The organism is Mesorhizobium sp. WSM4823, assembly GCF_055811195.1.
Map to the genome: position 1 here is coordinate 73,233 of NZ_JBVVQL010000015.1, position 17,066 is coordinate 90,298.

The window sequence follows — 17,066 nt, forward strand, 5'->3', positions numbered from 1 at the left end:
AGACGAGATGATCGTGGTGAGGTACGATGAGCTAGTTCCAGCCAAATTGCGAACGTAAGCATCGTTTATGGATGTCATGGCGAACAAAAAGGAGATCAGAACAATTGTTCTCGGCTCCCTGATCAAAGCAGGTATATTTACGTCATTGTACCTATATAATGAGTAAAGTGATATGAATATAATAACAAATACCCAAACCAGCGCGAGGGTTGTGCTTTTGTAAACTACAACACGCAAAAGAGTCAAAATATTACTCATTCGCTCCCCTCCATCGTCATTGTGTCCACTGTTATTTGAGCCGTTTCCGTCGTCTCCATTCTGTTACCCGCTCTTTCTGATAGCCTCTTGCGTAGCCTTGTTCATAGACTTCTTCGACATTTCTTGCACTATCTTGTTAATTCCGGGTGCCGCGGCTGTCGGAGCGACAGAGTTAATATGTCGGAAAGCAGCGCCAAAAAAGCCACCAGTGATACCGCCCGGGAGCCCGCCCCCGCCATGCTTTCCGCTGAAGGCGCGACTCCGTCAAATGCACTCTCGGTAGCGTTCTGCGTCGCCGACCCCAGCGCTCCTCCAACTACGCCCGATACTAGGCCTTTGCTGGTCTGAGAAACGGCACCACCAACCACTCCAACGGCAAGCCGCCCGTCGCGGCTGCGACTGCACCTCCGACTGCGCCAGCTACTCAAAGCCTCTGCTGGCGAATCGCGGCCTTGGCAAAGAGAAGGGACGTACCGGCGAAAAAGGCGTCATACCGCGATCTATGAAAAGCCGCTGCCGGTCTATTTTCGAAAGAGTTTTCAGAATCTGAAAGACCAGATCACCAAAGAGGTCAATCGCTCACCAGTACGTTCGTCGTGGACGTTCATGTCCAATACGTCGAGGACGTACCGAAGGGATAAGTCGTCACGGAAATTCACCAAGCCATTCCCGGCGATGACGCCGAATAGGCTTGGTGCTTTTGGGCCGCGGCTCTCGCCAACCACCAGCGCCGGAATGCAAACCTGAGGCGATAGCGCTGGGACCTGTGTGTTAGCCGTTGACCTGAGTGGCATCACGGCGGAATTGTGGCCCTCCCTGCAATTGCCCACAGGCACGGTTGAAGTCATGACCACTCGAGAGCGAGACCAGCCGATGGCAAACAAGGCCCCGCTCACCTTCGCGGTCCTGGTCTTCCCCGGCTTTCCGATGATGGCGTTCAGTTCGGTCATCGAGCCGCTGCGCGCTGCCAATGTGCTGGCGAAGAAAGACTGCTACCGCTGGATCATCGTCGGTGCGGCCGAAGGGTCGGTCGAAGCCTCGAATGGCGTCGTCATCCAGCCCGGCTTTTTCGCCGGCGATGCGCCGAAGGTCGACCGCATCGTCGTCTGCTCGGGCGGCGATGCCGATCATCTCGTCGCCGACGATGCCGTGAGCTGGATCCGCAGGAGCCTGCGCGCCGGTGCCCATATCGGTGCGGTGGCGGATGCGGCGTTCTTCCTCGCCCGCGCGGGCCTGCTCGACGGTCATGCCTGCACCTTGCACTGGACCAGCCAGGCGGCCTTCACCGAAGCGTTTCCGGATATTGAGCTGAGGCGCGATCTCTACGTCATCGACCGCAAGCGCTTCACCTCGGCCGGCGGCGTCGGCAGCCTCGACATGATGCTGGAGATCATCACATCAGACTATGGCGCCGAGCTTGCGGCAGGCGTCGCCGAATGGTTCGTGCACAGCCCGCTGCGCTCCAGCGTCGACCGCAAGCTGATGCCGCTGCGCTTACGCACCGGCGTCCAGAACGAGCTGGTGCTGTCGGCCATAGCCATCATGGAGGATGCGGTGGAGGAGCGGCTCGGCATGGCGGAACTGGCTGTGAAGCTGGGTGTCTCCTCCGACAAGCTCGAACGAAACTTCCGCTCCGAGCTCAGCATCTCGCCCAACGGCTATTACCGTCGCCTCAGGCTGAAGCGCGCCGCCGATCTCCTGGCGCATTCGACGCTGATGGTGCGCGACGTGGCGCTCGCCTGCGGCTTCGCCTCGATGTCGAGTTTTGCGCGGGCGTTTCGGGAGGAGCATGGGCACGCGCCGAAGGTCGCGCGCAGGCATTAGGTTCTCGGCAAATCGCAAACCTCGGAGGTTAGCCGAAACACCCCTCCCTTTCGTCATCCCAGGGCGGAGCAAGGAGCGAAGCGACGCGGCGCAGACCCTGGGATCCATGCTGTTACCTCGCGGCAGCGCTCCTGCGGACCAGAACCGAGTTCTTCTTCGCACCGATGGGCCGAGCCGCGCACTGGCTCTGAACCGCTGCATTCCTCGGTTGATGTCACGGCATGGATCCTAGGGTCTTCGCGACGTCGCTTCGCTCCTGCTCCGCCCTAGGATGACGAAGGTGTGGGGGCTTTCGGCTAATCGCGAAATTGAAAGGCGTAAGCGCCTGCGGCATCCGGCACAACACCTGCGGGATTCCGCACAGCCTCTTCGCGGCGCGCGGCTATGTTCAGGCCTTTCAGGAGGCACCCCATGAGCATCGTCGTTTTTGACCCCGACAGCACCGAGGATGTCGATTTCAAGGACCGCATGCGCCACCCCGCGGCGTCCGATTCGGCCGGCGGCATGTGGCTGTCCGACACCGAGCCGTCCTTTATCGATGCCGACGCGCTGCGCAAGGGCCGGCTCGCCAAGCTGCGCGCCTGGATGCGCGAGGCCGGCTATGGCGGCGTGGTGCTGTTCGATCCCTACAACCAGCGCTACGCCACCGGCTCGCGCAACATGTTCGGCTACTTCCTGCGAAATTCGACGCGCTACTTCTTCATCCCGACCGAAGGGCCGATCGTGCTATTCGAGTACCCGCAGAGCTACCATGTCTCGATGGTGCTCGATACGATCGACGAGGCGCGTCCGTCCAAGCTGGTGTGGTCTTCGGTGTCGGGCCGCGACGACGAAACCGCCGGCCCCTTTGCCGACGAGATCGCCGAATTGCTCAAGGCCCATGGCGGCGGCTCGATGAAGCTCGGCCTCGACCGCTGCGGCTATCTGCAGGCGCTGGCGCTGGAAAAGCGCGGCTGCGAGGTCCGCGATTGCCAGGGCGAGATCCTTGCCGTGCGGGCCGTGAAGACGCCGGAGGAAGTAAAATGCCTGCAGGTATCGATGGCCGGCGCCGAGGCCGCCGTCTACGCGGTGCGCGAGGCGATCAAGCCCGGCGTGTCCGAAAACGACCTGTTCGCCATCATGTATCACGAGGTGATCCGCCAGGGCGGCGAGTTCATCGAAACGCGGCTGCTGACCTCGGGCCAGCGCACCAACCCGTGGTTCAACGAGGCAAGTGGCCGCAAGATCAGGCCGGGCGAACTTTTGGCGCTGGATACCGATACGATCGGCTGCTACGGCTATTATTCCGACTTCTCGCGCACCTTCCGCTGCGGGCCGGGCAAGCCGACGGACTATCAGAAATCGCTCTACCACATGGCGCACGACCAGGTTCAGCACAACATCTCGATCGTCAAGCCGGGCATGGCGTTCCGCGAGATCGCCGAAAAGGCCTGGAAGATCCCGGACCGCTTCGTCGACCAGCGCTATACCTCTGTCATGCACGGCGTCGGCATGCATGGCGAGACGCCGTTCATCGCGCACGCCATGGACTACGAGACCTATGGTCGCGACGGAAACATCGTGCCCGGCATGGTGGTCAGCGTCGAGAGCTATATCGGCGAGAAAGGCGGACGCGAGGGTGTCAAGCTCGAGGACGAGATCCTGGTCACCGAGACCGGCACCGAGCTTCTGTCACGCTTTCCCTATGAGGACGATTTTCTGGAGAAACAGGTTTGACGCTCGTTTCCTCGCGCAGAAGTTTTGATAGTCGGACGCGTTTGACCGGTCGCATGCTTTGGCGACTGTCGCAAACACCCTTCGCTTCGTCATCCTGGGGCGGAGCAAGGAGCGCAGCGACGCGGCGCAGACCCCAGGATCCATGCCGTGACTTCAGAGCGCGGTTGCGGTGCGGAATTCTGTTCTGCCGCACTCCTCGGCAGCCGTCACGGCATGGATCCCAGGGTCTCCGCGACGGAGCTGCGCTCCTGCTTCGCCCTGGGATGACGAAGTTGGGGAGGCTTCGGTCAATCCCCAACGTTTGCGGTAGCCCACCCAAAGGAACAGCGTTGGCCGGGAAGCCAGGTGCGGTCGCATGAAAAGCCCGATCTCCATCGAGCGCGGCACGGCGGCCGCGGTCTTCGTCGACCTCCAGGAGGAGCATCGGCAGGACAAGCGCTATCTGGTCGAGGGTTTTGCAGGCATTCTCGCTAACGTCCAGCGCCTGCAGGCAACGGCGCGGGCCAACCATGTGCTGCTCTACCATTCGGCCTATGTCGTCGATCTCACCAGGGAGGCGCGGCGGTTCCATCCGGTCGATGCCAATGGCAGGTCGGCTTTCTCCGACAAAGACGATCCGCTGACGGCGATCTGTCCGGAAGTGGCCCCCGTCGTCGGCGAGATGATGCTGGTCAAGACTGAGGCCAGCGCCTTCGGTGCGGGTCCTGCCGCCGCCCGGCTCAAGGCCAGAGGGATCGAGTGGCTGATCGTTGCCGGCGTGTGGACCGAGGCCTGCATCGACGCCACCGTCAGGGATGCGGTAGCGCTCGGCTTTCGCGTGCTTTTGGTCAAGGATGCCTGCGGCAGCGGCAGCACGGCGATGCACCAGACCGCCATCCTCAACCTTGCCAACCGGCTCTATGGCGGCGCCGTGACCACGACCGAAGGCGCTTGCCGATTGATGGCAGGCGAGACGGTCGATGCATGGCAGGTCGTGGGCTCGGTGCCTTTGCGCTTCACCTATGAAAACGCGGCCCAGCTCTACGACGAGCTCTGACGCTTCCAGCGGATTTGGTGGGACGCGATGGCGATGGTCAGCGATGCCGCAAAGCCCGAGACAGCAAAGCGCGGAAAATATGCGACGCTGCTCGACCCGGCGCTGTGGACCTATATCGACCGGGTCAACGCATGGTATCCGCCCGGTATGGACCTGCCGGTCGACAAGCAGCGGTCGGTCTATGACGCGATGTGCCGGGCGTTCCACGCAGGCATTCCCGCAGGTGTCGGAGCCAACGACGGTACGGTTGCCGCCGGCAGCCATGCGATCCCGATCCGGCGCTACCAGCTGGCGAGCAAGGCGCCGCAAGCGATGGTCGTCTATTATCACGGCGGCGGCTTCGTACTCGGCGGGCTCGACAGCCATGACGACATCTGCGCCGAGATCTGCGCCGGCACCGGCTTTGCCGTGCTGTCAGCCGACTACCGGCTGGCGCCCGAACATCTGCATCCGGCCGCCTTCGACGACGCGCTGGCGGTGTTCGAATGGGCGGCTGACACAGCCGGCCTGCCGATCGTGCTGTGCGGCGAAAGCGCGGGCGGCAATCTTGCCGCCGCAGTCGCGCATGCGGCGCGCCGCCACCCTCGCCCTGCAATCGGCCAGGTGCTGATCTATCCCGAGTTGGGCGGAGACGAAAGCGCCGGCTCCTATGTCGGGCACGCCGAAGCGCCGCTGCTGACGCTCAGCGACATCGAATTCTATCGCCAAGTCCGCTCCGGCAAGGCACAGTCACCGGACGACCCGACCTTCTCACCGCTGCGCGACACCGACTTCTCCGGCCTGCCGCCGACGGTCGTCGTCACAGCGCAATGCGATCCGCTGTCGTCGGATGGCGAAGCCTATCGCGACCGCATCCTCGCCGCCGGCGGCCGCGCCTGGTGGCACGAGGAACCGCGCCTCGTGCACAGTTTCCTGCGCGCCCGCAAGACCGTGCCGCGGGCCGGCGAAGCCTTTTCGCGCATCGTCGCCGCCATCGCCACGCTCGGCAAGGGCGAGTGGTTGTAGTGACGCTGTTCCGCCTCGCATTCAGCTCTTGTTGGCGGCCATCACCAGCACCGGCTTCTCGCTATAGAGATCCGGAAAGAGCTTCTTCAGATTCTCGACCTTGGGCAGGTCGTTGTAGACGATGTAGGGATAGGTCGGGTTCAGCGTCAAAAAGTCCTGGTGATAGTCTTCGGCCGGATAGAACGGTTTGCCGCTCTCCAGCGTGGTCACGATCGGCTCTGGAAACACCTTGGCCTTGTCGAGCTGGGCGATGTAGCTCTCGGCGATCTTTTTCTGGGCGTCGCTTTCGGCAAAGATCGTCGAGCGGTATTGAGGGCCGCGGTCCGGACCCTGGTAGTTCAGCTGCGTCGGGTTGTGCGCCACCGAAAAATACACCTGCAGCAGCTGGCCGTAGGTCACCTCTGATGGCTCGTAAGTGATCTCGACGGCTTCGGCATGGCCGGTCCGGCCGGTGCCGACCGTCTCGTAGACGGCGTTATCCTCGGTCCCGCCGGCATAGCCGGAGACGGCGCTGGTTACGCCTTTGACGTGCTGGAACACGCCTTGCACGCCCCAGAAGCAGCCGCCGGCGAAGACCGCTTTTTCGGTGCCGGCGGCCGGTTTCTCGTCCATCGCCGGCGGCGGGATCACCACCGCCGCCTCGGCCGAGATTGCCGGCGTCTGCCACAAGGCTGCGCCCGCCACCGCGAACATCAGCGCCGCAAGCGCACTCCTGGCGAAGCGCGTCGACCGTCTCGCAAACGGTTTTCGAATACCGGTCATGTCTGATCTCCCATGATGGTGTTGTGACTATAGAACATTTGGGTCCGCCGGCGTCTCACATTGCCGTGCGTATTGGGCCGTGCATATAGACCGTGCGTGCTGCGCCGGCGCAGGGTTGCCCGCGCCGGGCCGCCAGGACTGGACGGGGATTGCCGAGGCTGAGAGATTTACTTGGCCGTGCCCATCGCGTCGCAGGCCTTCGTTGCCTCGTCCTTCTTCATTGCGTCGGTTTCCATGGCGGCCTTGTCCATGCAGTCCTTCATCTTTTCGGCGGCCATCGGATCGGCCGGCTTCATCGCGTCGGTGGCCATGGCATCGGCGGGCTTCATGGCGTCCGTGGCCATCGGGTCGGCGGGCTTCATCGCATCCTCGGCGCGGGCGATGCCGCCGGCGAAAAGTGCCGTCGAGCAAAGTGCGAAGGCAAGCGCCGGCAGCGTCAGGCGGGTGAAGTCGGTCATGGTGGTCTCCTCTGGGTTGGTGGCGCGCCGGAAATGGCGATCCCATCAGCTCTTCGCCGTGACCGGAGACTTCGTTACAGGCTTCACCGCTTCGTGATCGTTCTTCTTCCCAGGACGGGGAATGCAAGTGCCGCCGCATTCGCATGTCTTGAAACGCGTCACCGTTGCCACAAGCAAAAACACCGCTCGGCGGAAGCGGAGCGGTGTTGTCGGTCGGCACGAAACCTGCCGGTGGCCTATTGCGTAAGCATTGTTTCCGAAGGCCGCTGATTGAACCCGCACTTGCCGGTCACGGTATAGAAGAAGTCGGCTTGGGTATCTTTAAGGGCGGCGGCCGTCGGCACGGGCGATCCGCCGTCTTCCCAAGCCTGTGAACTGGGTTGCCCGCACGGCACCGCGGTGAAGATGTCCACCGGTTGGCCGCTCGCGACTTCGACGCCGTCGAGATACAACCGGTTCGATGTCACCGTATCGTCCGACTTCAGTTTGGTGGGATTGCCCGAGGGGACATCCATCTGCAGATAGAGCCGGTCCATCTGACTGACGTTGATCACCGCGCCGGTGCCGGTGGCGGGGAAGTTGGTGGTCGCGCACGTGATCTTGAAGTAGATAGTTCTGTTGTTGTCGTTTTTGTTGGTGGTGGTGCTGGAGAAAGAACCGGCCGGCAGGGTTCCGAAGCTGGTCGTGGAACCGACCGTCGTGCAGACCTGCTGCTGAACCTTCGTCTCTGTACTTCCGTTTACCGTATACACAGTCGACGTTCCGTACCCCTTTGGCTCAGCTGCCGAATAGTTTTTATTTCCAATCTTGTAGCTATAAGTATAACTTTGGAACGTGTAAGCGATCTTCATCAGGCTCTGCGCGTTCGTCTCGCTGAATTTCGTGCCGTAAAGCCTCATCGTCTTGTTCCAATAGCCCGACACCTTGTCGACCTTGAACGTGGCCTCTATCAGCGCCGGCCTCTTGCGCACCGCCGAGGCAACCCCGACCTGCACCGTTGGGATATGGGCGATCTGCATGAAATTGGTCGGCATGGCAAAACGGGCCGAAGCGTTGATGGTGGCGGTGCCGTCGGCGGCGACGGCGAAGCCGTCGAGCTTGGCGGCGCCATGCCCGCTATTGGCGGCGAATGACTCCTGCAGCTTCACCTGACGGTCCGCCAATGACGTGGTTGTCGGCAGGGTCGTGATCGACAGGGTCGCGGCATCGAGCGCGTTCTGCATCGATGCCTTGGTCCTAACGGCCGAGTTGTAGTCGAGCGAAAAGCCTAGCGTGGCAATCATCGGGATAAGTGCGATGGCGAGTATCGGCGCGAAGGAGCCGCTCCCGGAATCGAGAAAATGGCGTCCGGCTTGCAACATGTTCTGGTTCCCCCAAACGGTGACGGGGTGTTCCCTATCACGCAGGGCGCGAACTATGCTCTAATGGGATGGATCAAAGTTTAACGACTTTGCTCCCGCGGCCGGCAGGACAAGCGCTTCAGGCCAATGCTGGCGTCCAACGCATGCGCAGCGACTGGCCGCACGTCCCGCCGCTTGCCCGGGCAAGCCGCCCCTGCTAAAGCGCGCGACATGACCACGCCGATCAAGAACATCCGCAATTTCTCCATCGTCGCCCATATCGACCATGGCAAATCCACGCTTGCCGACCGGCTGATCCAGCTGACCGGCGGGCTGGAGCTGCGCGACATGAAGGAGCAGGTGCTGGACTCGATGGATATCGAGCGCGAGCGCGGCATCACCATCAAGGCGCAGACCGTCAGGTTGAAATACCACGCCAACAATGGCGAGGATTATATCCTCAACCTCATCGACACGCCCGGCCATGTCGACTTCGCCTACGAAGTGTCGCGGTCGCTCGCCGCCTGCGAGGGCTCGCTGCTGGTCGTCGACGCCTCGCAAGGGGTCGAGGCGCAGACGCTGGCCAATGTCTACCAGGCCATCGACAACAACCACGAGATCGTCGTGGTGCTGAACAAGGTCGACCTGCCCGCCGCCGAGCCCGAGCGCATCCGCGAGCAGGTCGAGGAGGTGATCGGCATAGACGCCTCCAACGCCGTGCTGATCTCGGCCAAGACCGGTCTCGGCATTCCCGACGTGCTCGAAGCCATCGTCAACGACCTGCCGCCGCCGCGCGAGGGCGACATCGCCGCCCCGCTGAAGGCGATGCTGGTCGACAGCTGGTACGACGCCTATCTCGGCGTCATAGTGTTGGTCCGCATCATCGACGGCGTGCTGAAGAAGGGCCAAACCATCCGCATGATGGGCACCGGCGCCAAGTATCTGGTCGAGCGCACCGGCGTCTTCACGCCGGCCCGCATCAATGTCGACGAACTCGGCCCCGGCGAGTTCGGCTTCTTCACCGGCTCGATCAAGGAAGTCGCCGACACCCGCGTCGGCGACACCATCACCGAGGACAAGCGCCAGACGGCGCAGGCCCTGCCCGGCTTCAAGCCGGCGCAGCCGGTGGTGTTCTGCGGCCTGTTCCCGGTCGACGCCGCCGATTTCGAGGATCTGCGCGCCGCAGTCGGCAAGCTGCGCCTCAACGACGCGTCTTTCTCCTACGAAATGGAAACCAGTGCGGCGCTCGGCTTCGGCTATCGCTGCGGCTTCCTTGGCTTGCTGCATCTCGAAATCATCCAGGAGCGGCTGGAGCGCGAGTTCAATCTAGACCTCATCGCCACCGCGCCCTCGGTCGTCTACCGGCTGCTGCTGAACGACGGCACGACCAAGGAATTGCATAACCCGGCCGACATGCCCGACGTGGTCAAGATCCAGGCCATCGAGGAGCCATGGATCCGCGCCACCATCCTGACACCGGACGAGTATCTCGGCGGCATCCTAAAACTCTGCCAGGACCGGCGCGGCATCCAGGCCGATCTGTCCTATGTCGGCAAGCGCGCCATGCTGACCTACGATCTGCCGCTCAACGAAGTCGTCTTCGATTTTTACGATCGCCTAAAATCGATCTCCAAGGGCTACGCCTCCTTCGACTATCATTTGACCGACTATCGCGAGGGCGACTTGGTAAAAATGTCGATCCTGGTCAATGAGGAGCCGGTCGACGCGCTGTCGATGCTGGTCCACCGCACGGCGGCGGAAAAGCGCGGCCGGCTGATGTGCGAGAAGCTGAAGGAGCTGATCCCGAACCATCTGTTCAAGATCCCGATCCAGGCCGCCATCGGCGGCAAGGTCATCGCCCGCGAAACCATCTCGGCGCTGCGCAAGGACGTCACCGCCAAATGCTACGGCGGCGACGTCTCGCGCAAACGCAAGCTGCTCGACAAGCAGAAAGAGGGCAAGAAGCGGATGCGCCAGTTCGGCAAGGTGGATATTCCCCAGGAGGCATTTATCCAGGCGCTGAAGATGGGGGATTGAGGTACGGCCCTTGGCCGGGCGCATCGACCCGGTGGGAACTGCACCGCCTCGCAGAAACAAGGAAGGGCAGAAAGTCTATCAAAAGCTATGCTGACGCTTCAGCAATTTTCGCTGGGTCAAGCGTGATGCCGACAGCCTGCAATCTCCCAACTAGCTTTGGAACGGCCTCTCTTACGTGATCCTTGAATGCGATATAGATGATCCCTGCGACGTCTGACGGATGCTCCATATAGCCTTTTTGTAAGATTGCCACGCGCTCTCTGGTGAGAGACGCAAGCAACATTCCCATTTCCAAAATTACATTTTGCCGGGCGCGCGGCTTTGCCTGCGCATCGCCGTCAGACTTAGAGTATCCGACATCGTCCGGGGTCAAGAGTACGATCCCGAACGAACTAGTGGCGTTCTTTCCAATCATCTGCTCCAACTTTTCGATGATAGTGAGCCCACCACCGTCGGTGTTTTGCAAAACAAATGGCCGAAGACCGAGGCGATGCAGAACCAACTCCAATTGCTCACGAGCTTCTGAATCATGTCCGTGCACAACAAAAATTATGCTAGGCGACTCGGTCTTGGCCACGCCCGACCCCAACACAGCCTCCACCGCCGCCACCAGGGTTTTCTTGGAATCGTTTGGACCGTCAAACCACATGGTGCCTTTTGTAGAGGACCAGTTTAAACCGGCCCGATCTCGCCCAGTGAACTTCCAACATTGATTAGGTTTCTCTTCCCAATTGCCGTCGGCTCCGGTGGCCTCAACGACAGACATAAGTTCATTGATAGATCCATTGAATATTGCCATCTTCAGTTCTAGCTCCCAGCAAATTGGTATTTCCAGCGTGCTTCATCTTCCTAGGCCGATTGCGCTAGGGAACTGGAGGAGGCACAGGGGGTTGATCGCCTGCCGCCGGAGACTCCCCGACTTCTCTTTCGATGTCTCGGAAGATACCATCGATATTAGCTGCGATTAGTTGCCCCAACGGTGCAACTTCCGCGACGTTTCCAAGGCGAATTAGGCGCATTGTTTGCAAACAGAAAACGGCCAAATCGCCTGGCGGGTACCGCGTATCGCGGTAGACGCTAGCGAACAGCGAAAGCACCCCTCGAACCAAATGCGGCTCTAAACGCGGCGAAGCTGTATTCCACACATGGATTGCAACAGACTGACCGCCAATTTCAAGGCCGAAGTTTGGAGTGAATGTCACACCGTATATGCCTGTAGGGCTCCGGACGGTTGCTGGTTCAAACGTCAGAATCGATCCTGGGTTTTGGGTTCGCCAAGCCTCCAAGCGTCTAAGTCCGACTTGCGCAGATCGCCTTTCCGGCTCATTGGTTATTGTGGCGGTAGCAGCCAATAGGCTTTGCAGGGATTCTCCGCCTACAATCAACTTATTTGCCAAGCGCCTAAGGCTGCTATGAAAGTCATAGCCGCCTTCTCTTGGCGTATACCTCCGGCGCAACTCGGTCCGCTGCGGCCGTACGTTCATATGGACTATTCTCAAAAAGGCGGAAATTCCGAAAGATGGCATCGACGTTTCCTTCTCCGGCGTGCTCGTGAATCTGCATGAAAAGGCCCGTCAAAATTGACGGGCCTTCCAGACAACTTCATGCGGCGTTCTCAAGATTCGCCGGGTACCAGACCAGGCTGTTTGTCGAAGCCTTCATGATGTCGATACCGCGCTGGGCATCAACACGGCGCTTATAGCCTTCGCTGCTTACGGAGATAGTCTCTCCGTTCGCAGCTTCGTATGTCCAACGCCATTCACCACGATTGTCCTTGTACAACCAGTACGAGGGGTAAGTACGCTGCGCCATTGGAGTCGCTCCTTGATTTGGCGTGAGCGAACGTCAGGCTTGACCATGGCGCATTATTCTGATTCAAGATCAGCGTACTAAATACACACATACCCCGCGCCTGACGTCCATCTTGTGCGGGTTAGAACTTCTGAAACCGTCGCGGCTCCCCAGCTTTGCGGCGGTTTCTTCATTCTGGGCAACTTCCTGAATGGGGCAAGCAAATGCCGGAGTCAAGACAAGCCTAATAGACCGTTAACGCGAGTAAACGGTTTCAAAATTTTCCTCATTAAATCAGACGCTTACTCAACTCCTCCCAACGGGGACAACCTAGCGTCCGTGGTCACCCGCCTCAGAAACAATAATAATATTTTTCTGCCAAAAAGCAAATATATGGTCCATGCTGATTCTGGTGCACTGCAAAATAAGTCTGTATTACTGACATTATTGCCAGTTTTACATATGCGCATCTCTTTATAGGGCTTAGACGCTTCGTCGTTCTCGCACCGTGATGCTGCCGCAATGGCCCGCGATCGGCCGCCCACACGGGGAAGGGAAAAGGCGCACAGCTTGACGCCGTACTGACCTCCGCCATAGCGTAGTTCGACAGGAGACCCCACCCATGGCAGGCACGGTCGAAGGCGAAAAAATCGATGTCGGCTTTTCCGGCCGGCGCTGCATCCATTCGCGCAACTGCGTGCTTGGCGATCCGCATGCGTTCGTGCCCAACGCGAAGGGCCAGTGGATCCATCCCGAGGCGGCCAGCGTCGAGAAGATCGTGGCGATTGCCGAAAGCTGCCCGTCGGGCGCCATCACCTATGTCAGGAAGGATGGCGGCCCGCAGGAAAAGCCACCGGTGGTCAACATCGTGCGCATCCGAGAAAACGGCCCGCTGGCGCTGCATGCCGAAATCGTGCTTGGCGGCGAGACGTTCTACCGCGCCACGCTCTGCCGCTGCGGCGCTTCGGAGAACAAGCCGTTCTGCGACGGCAGCCACAACAAATCAGGCTTTGCCGCCACCGGCGAGCCGGCGCTGAAGGACACGCCGGCGCTGGAGGCTCGGAACGGCCCGCTGACGGTGACGCCGACCACCAACGGCCCGCTCAAGCTCGAAGGCAATCTCGAAATCGTCACCGGCACCGGCCACACGGTCGACCGCACGACGCGCACCTTCCTCTGCCGCTGCGGCCATTCGGCCAACAAGCCGTTCTGCGACGGCAGCCACAAGCGCGAGGGATTTGTGGAGTAGGCGACGCTGGAATCTCCCCCCTCGAGGGGGGAGATTAGGCGCCGTGGCCCCAGCTTCCCGCTAATTTCGGCCTTCGACAACCGCACCGGTTGGTGCTAGATCTTTGCTACCGCTGCGTGCATGTGCGGAACGGCGGTTCGTCAGGCTTGGGGGATTTCAAATTGCGCAAATATGTCTTGCGGTTTCTCAGCCTCTGTATCGATTATCTCTGGGTGAATGCGGCCATCGTCCTGGCCGACCGGGTATTTCCCAGCGTTGCCGAAACCGTTCTTGGCCAGCCGGCGTCATGGGAGGCCCGGCAGGTCCTGTCGCTGATCCTGCTTAGCCTTGTACGGGTGGCAAACGTCTCGGTGGCCGAATGGATGCTGTCCTATGCGCAGACGGAACAGCCAGCCGGCCAGCGTCAATGGGCCAATCTGTTGCTTGGCACGCTCGGTGTCCTGTCCGGGATCTGGTACCTGCTGCACCTCACCGAGCCGGACGACGGCATGCCGTTCCTGTTCATGGTGGAGGACACGCCGCTGAAGACCGCGGTCATTGCGCTCTACAGCGCCCTCTACAGTTGGTGTGGCGTGATGCTGTTGCGATTCGAGCCCAGGGCGAAGCTCCGCAATGCCCTGCTGTTCGCTTCGGTCCTGCCAATGACCGCGATAAACGTCATCTTTTCCCACGACGCGCTGATTGCCTCGATGGTGGCGCGCGCCGCCCGCCAGGGCCGCTCGTTCCCGGTGGAAAAGGCGGAGGTCTATGCCCGCGTGTCGGTCTACTACGCCATCCTGCTCGTCGCGGTGATGCTGGCGATCCTGTATTTCTGCCGCGAACGGCCTGCCGCGTCTGTCGGCAGGCCGCTCGACGGCTCTCCGGGCAGCCGGGCGTAGCCCTATTCGGCCAACAAGCCCTTTTTGGGGGTAGGCGGCCAAGCCGCCAATCTCCCCCCTCGTGGGGGAGATGTCCGGCAGGACAGAGGGGGCGCCGTAGAGCGCTAATTTCAGCAGCACAATGCCTCACACGCCATTGTCTCCAAAACATCGCGCAAACGCCAGATCGATGCGCAAGGTCATGACACCAGCCGAGTTGAAGCTCTGGAACGAGCTTCGCGCGCACCGATTGATGGGGCTTGGCTTCCGCCGACAAGTTCCGATCGCCGGTTATATCGTCGACTTCGCTTGCCCGGAAAAGAAACAAATCGTCGAGGTCGACGGCTCCCAGCATGCGCAAGGCGATGCTGTTGCGGGCGACGCGGCAAGGACACTACGTCTGGAGCAGGATGGCTGGACCGTCCTGCGCTTCTGGAATGACGACATCATCCGCGACATCGACAATGTCTGCCAGCATATTGTGATTGCGGCTGGGCTTGGAAGCGCGTCCTGAACCATGGCAAGGTTGGCGGGACAGCGCCCCCCTCTGTCCTGCCGGACATCTCCCCCACGAGGGGGGAGATTGGCCGCCACCACGATCATCGCCTGTTGGCCCAGCGCTCGTGGCTTTATCCGCCGTTCCGTATCGGCTAAGGGGCGGAGACGAAAATCCTCGGACCTGCCAAAATATGACCACCAAGCCCAAATCCACCCCGCTGTTCCTCGGCATAGACACCGGCGGCACCTATACCGACGCCGTGCTGTGGTCGGAAGCCGGCGGGCCAAGCGGCAAGGTGCTCGCCAAGGCCAAGGCGCTGACCACCCGCCACGACCTTGCGGTCGGCATATCGGGCGCGGTCGATGCGGTCCTGGAAAAATCTGCCACCGATCCGGCTGCCATCAAACTGGTGTCGATGTCTACGACGCTGGCCACCAACGCGCTGGTCGAGGGCCAGGGCGGGCGCGTGGCGCTGGTCATGATCGGCTTTTCCGAAGGCGACCTCGCCCGCGACGGGCTGAAGGCGGCGCTCGGCACCGACCCGGTGGTGTTCTGCCCCGGCGGCCATGATGTCCACGGCAATGCGGCAAAGCTCGATTTGTCCGGGCTGGAGGCAGCGTTGCCGGAGCTCGGCGCCTCGGTGTCCGGCTTTGCCGTCTGTGCCTATTTCGCCACCCGCAACCCGGCGCATGAGCTCGCCGCTCGCGACCTCATCCGCGAGAAGACCGGCCTGCCGGTCACCGCCAGCCACGAGCTTTCTGCCAAGCTCGGCGGTCCGCGCCGCGCGCTGACGACGCTGCTCAACGCCCGGCTGATCTCGATGATCGACCGGCTGGTGGCGGCGACCGAGGGTTTTCTTGGCCAGCGCGGCATCGCCGCACCGCTGATGGTGGTGCGCGGCGACGGCGCCCTGGTTTCGGCGGCCTTTGCCCGCCAGCGGCCGATCGAGACGATCCTGTCCGGCCCGGCCGCCAGCCTTGTCGGCGCCCGCCACATGACCGGGCTCGACAATGCTGTCGTCTCCGACATTGGCGGCACCACCACCGACGTCGCCGTGCTCGACCAGGGCCGACCCAGGCTCGATCCGGAAGGCGCCACCGTCGGCGGTTTCCGCACCATGGTCGAGGCGGTGGCCATGCGCACTTTTGGGCTCGGCGGCGATTCCGAAGTGGCGCTGGAGGATGGCGCGCTTAACCCGAGAATCCTGCTCGGGCCGCGCCGCCTGGTGCCGCTGGCGCTGGCCGGCATGGTGCATGGCGATGCGGTCACATCAGAGCTCGAACGTCAGCTGCGCGCGCCGAACCCCGGCCGCATGGATGGCCGCCTGGCTGTCAGGACCGGCGTGCCGGAGCGGCTGGCTGCCGGCCTGACCGGCGCCGAAGCCAAGCTTTATGAGCTGATCGGCGCTGTGCCGCTCGCCGTCGACCGGCTTTTGACCTCGAACGCGCAGAACGCCACATTGAACCGGCTGGTGTCGCGCGGGCTGGTGCATGTCGCCGGCTTCACGCCGTCGGACGCCGCCCATGTGCTGGGCAAGCAGGCGAATTGGGATGCCGCCGCGGCCCGTCTTGGTGCCGAACTGTTCGCCCGCAGGCGCGACGGGCGGGGACAATCAATAGCCGCCTCGCCGGAGGCGATATCGGAACGGGTGCTGACCACGCTGACCCGGCTGTCGGCGGAAGTCATCCTCGAAACCGCCTTTGCCGAGGATGGGCTTGATGGCGCCGCCACCGTGGCGCACGCGCTGGTGCAGCGCGCCGTCGATTCCCATCCCGGCATTGCCCGCCTTAGCGTTGCGCTCGACCGGCCGGTCATCGGCCTCGGCGCCTCGGCGCCGCTGCATTATGCCGGGCTGGCCGAGCTGGTCGGCAATGGCTGCGTCGTGCCTGACGATACCGATGTCGCCAATGCGCTCGGCGCCGTCGTCGGCCAGGTCAGGGTCTCGGCGGAGGCGCGGGTCAGCCAGCCCAAGGAAGGGCTGTTCCGCGTCGCTTCGGGCGAAACCGTGCGCGATTTTCGCGACGAGGCGGCGGCGATGGCCGCGGCGGAAACCGACGTGCGCGCCATTGCCGCCGGGCGGGCAAAGGACGCCGGCACCGACAGCGCCGAGATCGAGGTCGCCAGCGAATTCCGCGTCTCCACTGTCGAGGGCCAGCGCATGTTCATCGAGGCGCATGTCGTGGCGGTGGCCTCGGGCCGGCCAAGGATTGCGGTGTGATTCCCTGCGCTTTCGT

The 17,066-nt window shown here is 61.9% G+C and carries 14 protein-coding genes; 9 read left to right on the top strand and 5 right to left on the bottom strand.

The features are described from left to right. Positions 1–1,104: 1,104 nt before the first annotated feature. The 4 genes from AC0L26_RS27515 to AC0L26_RS27530 all read left to right on the top strand — a co-directional run bounded on the left by AC0L26_RS27515 (position 1,105) and on the right by AC0L26_RS27530 (position 5,839). Complete coding sequence (locus tag AC0L26_RS27515; protein ID WP_473635400.1) at positions 1,105–2,082, top strand: GlxA family transcriptional regulator; 978 nt, start codon at positions 1,105–1,107, stop codon at positions 2,080–2,082. A 411-nt stretch (positions 2,083–2,493) separates the two neighbouring features. After that, a complete protein-coding gene (locus AC0L26_RS27520; protein ID WP_473635401.1) occupies positions 2,494–3,798 on the top strand; it encodes a M24 family metallopeptidase in 1,305 nt (434 codons plus the stop codon). Between the two features lie 355 nt (positions 3,799–4,153). Next, positions 4,154–4,834, top strand: coding sequence for an isochorismatase family protein (locus AC0L26_RS27525; protein ID WP_473635402.1), 681 nt, complete (start codon positions 4,154–4,156; stop codon positions 4,832–4,834). 27 nt (positions 4,835–4,861) lie between these two features. Continuing rightward, positions 4,862–5,839: an alpha/beta hydrolase gene (locus AC0L26_RS27530; protein ID WP_473635403.1), complete on the top strand. Its 978-nt coding sequence runs from the start codon at positions 4,862–4,864 to the stop codon at positions 5,837–5,839. Positions 5,840–5,860: 21 nt separating this feature from the next. Here AC0L26_RS27530 and msrA read toward each other — a convergent pair whose 3' ends face one another. The 3 genes from msrA to AC0L26_RS27545 all read right to left on the bottom strand — a co-directional run bounded on the left by msrA (position 5,861) and on the right by AC0L26_RS27545 (position 8,420). After that, the gene (gene msrA, locus AC0L26_RS27535; RefSeq protein WP_473635404.1) at positions 5,861–6,601 is read right to left on the bottom strand and encodes a peptide-methionine (S)-S-oxide reductase MsrA; all 741 of its coding nucleotides are present in this window, start codon (positions 6,599–6,601) and stop codon (positions 5,861–5,863) included. A 167-nt stretch (positions 6,602–6,768) separates the two neighbouring features. After that, entirely contained in the window at positions 6,769–7,059 is a 291-nt protein-coding gene (locus AC0L26_RS27540) for a pentapeptide MXKDX repeat protein (RefSeq protein WP_292624703.1), read from the bottom strand. Between the two features lie 236 nt (positions 7,060–7,295). Next, positions 7,296–8,420 (bottom strand): TadE/TadG family type IV pilus assembly protein, encoded by a 1,125-nt coding sequence (locus tag AC0L26_RS27545; RefSeq protein WP_473635405.1) that lies wholly within the window; start codon positions 8,418–8,420, stop codon positions 7,296–7,298. Positions 8,421–8,630: 210 nt separating this feature from the next. Between AC0L26_RS27545 and lepA the strand changes: the two genes are divergently transcribed. Beyond that, positions 8,631–10,436 (top strand): translation elongation factor 4, encoded by a 1,806-nt coding sequence (gene lepA, locus AC0L26_RS27550; RefSeq protein WP_473635406.1) that lies wholly within the window; start codon positions 8,631–8,633, stop codon positions 10,434–10,436. 85 nt (positions 10,437–10,521) lie between these two features. Here lepA and AC0L26_RS27555 read toward each other — a convergent pair whose 3' ends face one another. Then, complete coding sequence (locus AC0L26_RS27555; RefSeq protein WP_473635407.1) at positions 10,522–11,235, bottom strand: TIR domain-containing protein; 714 nt, start codon at positions 11,233–11,235, stop codon at positions 10,522–10,524. 803 nt (positions 11,236–12,038) lie between these two features. Further along, entirely contained in the window at positions 12,039–12,248 is a 210-nt protein-coding gene (locus AC0L26_RS27560; protein ID WP_473635408.1) for a YegP family protein, read from the bottom strand. A 601-nt stretch (positions 12,249–12,849) separates the two neighbouring features. Between AC0L26_RS27560 and AC0L26_RS27565 the strand changes: the two genes are divergently transcribed. From AC0L26_RS27565 to AC0L26_RS27580, 4 genes are all read left to right on the top strand, one after another. Next, positions 12,850–13,476: a CDGSH iron-sulfur domain-containing protein gene (locus AC0L26_RS27565; RefSeq protein ID WP_473635409.1), complete on the top strand. Its 627-nt coding sequence runs from the start codon at positions 12,850–12,852 to the stop codon at positions 13,474–13,476. Between the two features lie 161 nt (positions 13,477–13,637). Beyond that, positions 13,638–14,354, top strand: coding sequence for a hypothetical protein (locus AC0L26_RS27570; protein WP_473635410.1), 717 nt, complete (start codon positions 13,638–13,640; stop codon positions 14,352–14,354). A 121-nt stretch (positions 14,355–14,475) separates the two neighbouring features. After that, positions 14,476–14,847, top strand: coding sequence for an endonuclease domain-containing protein (locus AC0L26_RS27575; RefSeq protein ID WP_473635411.1), 372 nt, complete (start codon positions 14,476–14,478; stop codon positions 14,845–14,847). A gap of 175 nt (positions 14,848–15,022) precedes the next feature. Next, positions 15,023–17,050 (top strand): hydantoinase/oxoprolinase N-terminal domain-containing protein, encoded by a 2,028-nt coding sequence (locus tag AC0L26_RS27580; protein WP_473635412.1) that lies wholly within the window; start codon positions 15,023–15,025, stop codon positions 17,048–17,050. Positions 17,051–17,066 lie beyond the last annotated feature (16 nt).

What these genes read in the sequence shown, in the direction of transcription:
- AC0L26_RS27515 (WP_473635400.1), top strand. Translation starts at nt 1,105, where the DNA reads ATGACCACTCGAGAGCGAGACCAGCCGATGGCAAACAAGGCCCCGCTC.
- AC0L26_RS27520 (WP_473635401.1), top strand. Translation starts at nt 2,494, where the DNA reads ATGAGCATCGTCGTTTTTGACCCCGACAGCACCGAGGATGTCGATTTC.
- AC0L26_RS27525 (WP_473635402.1), top strand. Translation starts at nt 4,154, where the DNA reads ATGAAAAGCCCGATCTCCATCGAGCGCGGCACGGCGGCCGCGGTCTTC.
- AC0L26_RS27530 (WP_473635403.1), top strand. Translation starts at nt 4,862, where the DNA reads ATGGCGATGGTCAGCGATGCCGCAAAGCCCGAGACAGCAAAGCGCGGA.
- msrA (WP_473635404.1), bottom strand. Translation starts at nt 6,601, where the DNA reads ATGACCGGTATTCGAAAACCGTTTGCGAGACGGTCGACGCGCTTCGCC.
- AC0L26_RS27540 (WP_292624703.1), bottom strand. Translation starts at nt 7,059, where the DNA reads ATGACCGACTTCACCCGCCTGACGCTGCCGGCGCTTGCCTTCGCACTT.
- AC0L26_RS27545 (WP_473635405.1), bottom strand. Translation starts at nt 8,420, where the DNA reads ATGTTGCAAGCCGGACGCCATTTTCTCGATTCCGGGAGCGGCTCCTTC.
- lepA (WP_473635406.1), top strand. Translation starts at nt 8,631, where the DNA reads ATGACCACGCCGATCAAGAACATCCGCAATTTCTCCATCGTCGCCCAT.
- AC0L26_RS27555 (WP_473635407.1), bottom strand. Translation starts at nt 11,235, where the DNA reads ATGGCAATATTCAATGGATCTATCAATGAACTTATGTCTGTCGTTGAG.
- AC0L26_RS27560 (WP_473635408.1), bottom strand. Translation starts at nt 12,248, where the DNA reads ATGGCGCAGCGTACTTACCCCTCGTACTGGTTGTACAAGGACAATCGT.
- AC0L26_RS27565 (WP_473635409.1), top strand. Translation starts at nt 12,850, where the DNA reads ATGGCAGGCACGGTCGAAGGCGAAAAAATCGATGTCGGCTTTTCCGGC.
- AC0L26_RS27575 (WP_473635411.1), top strand. Translation starts at nt 14,476, where the DNA reads ATGCCTCACACGCCATTGTCTCCAAAACATCGCGCAAACGCCAGATCG.
- AC0L26_RS27580 (WP_473635412.1), top strand. Translation starts at nt 15,023, where the DNA reads ATGACCACCAAGCCCAAATCCACCCCGCTGTTCCTCGGCATAGACACC.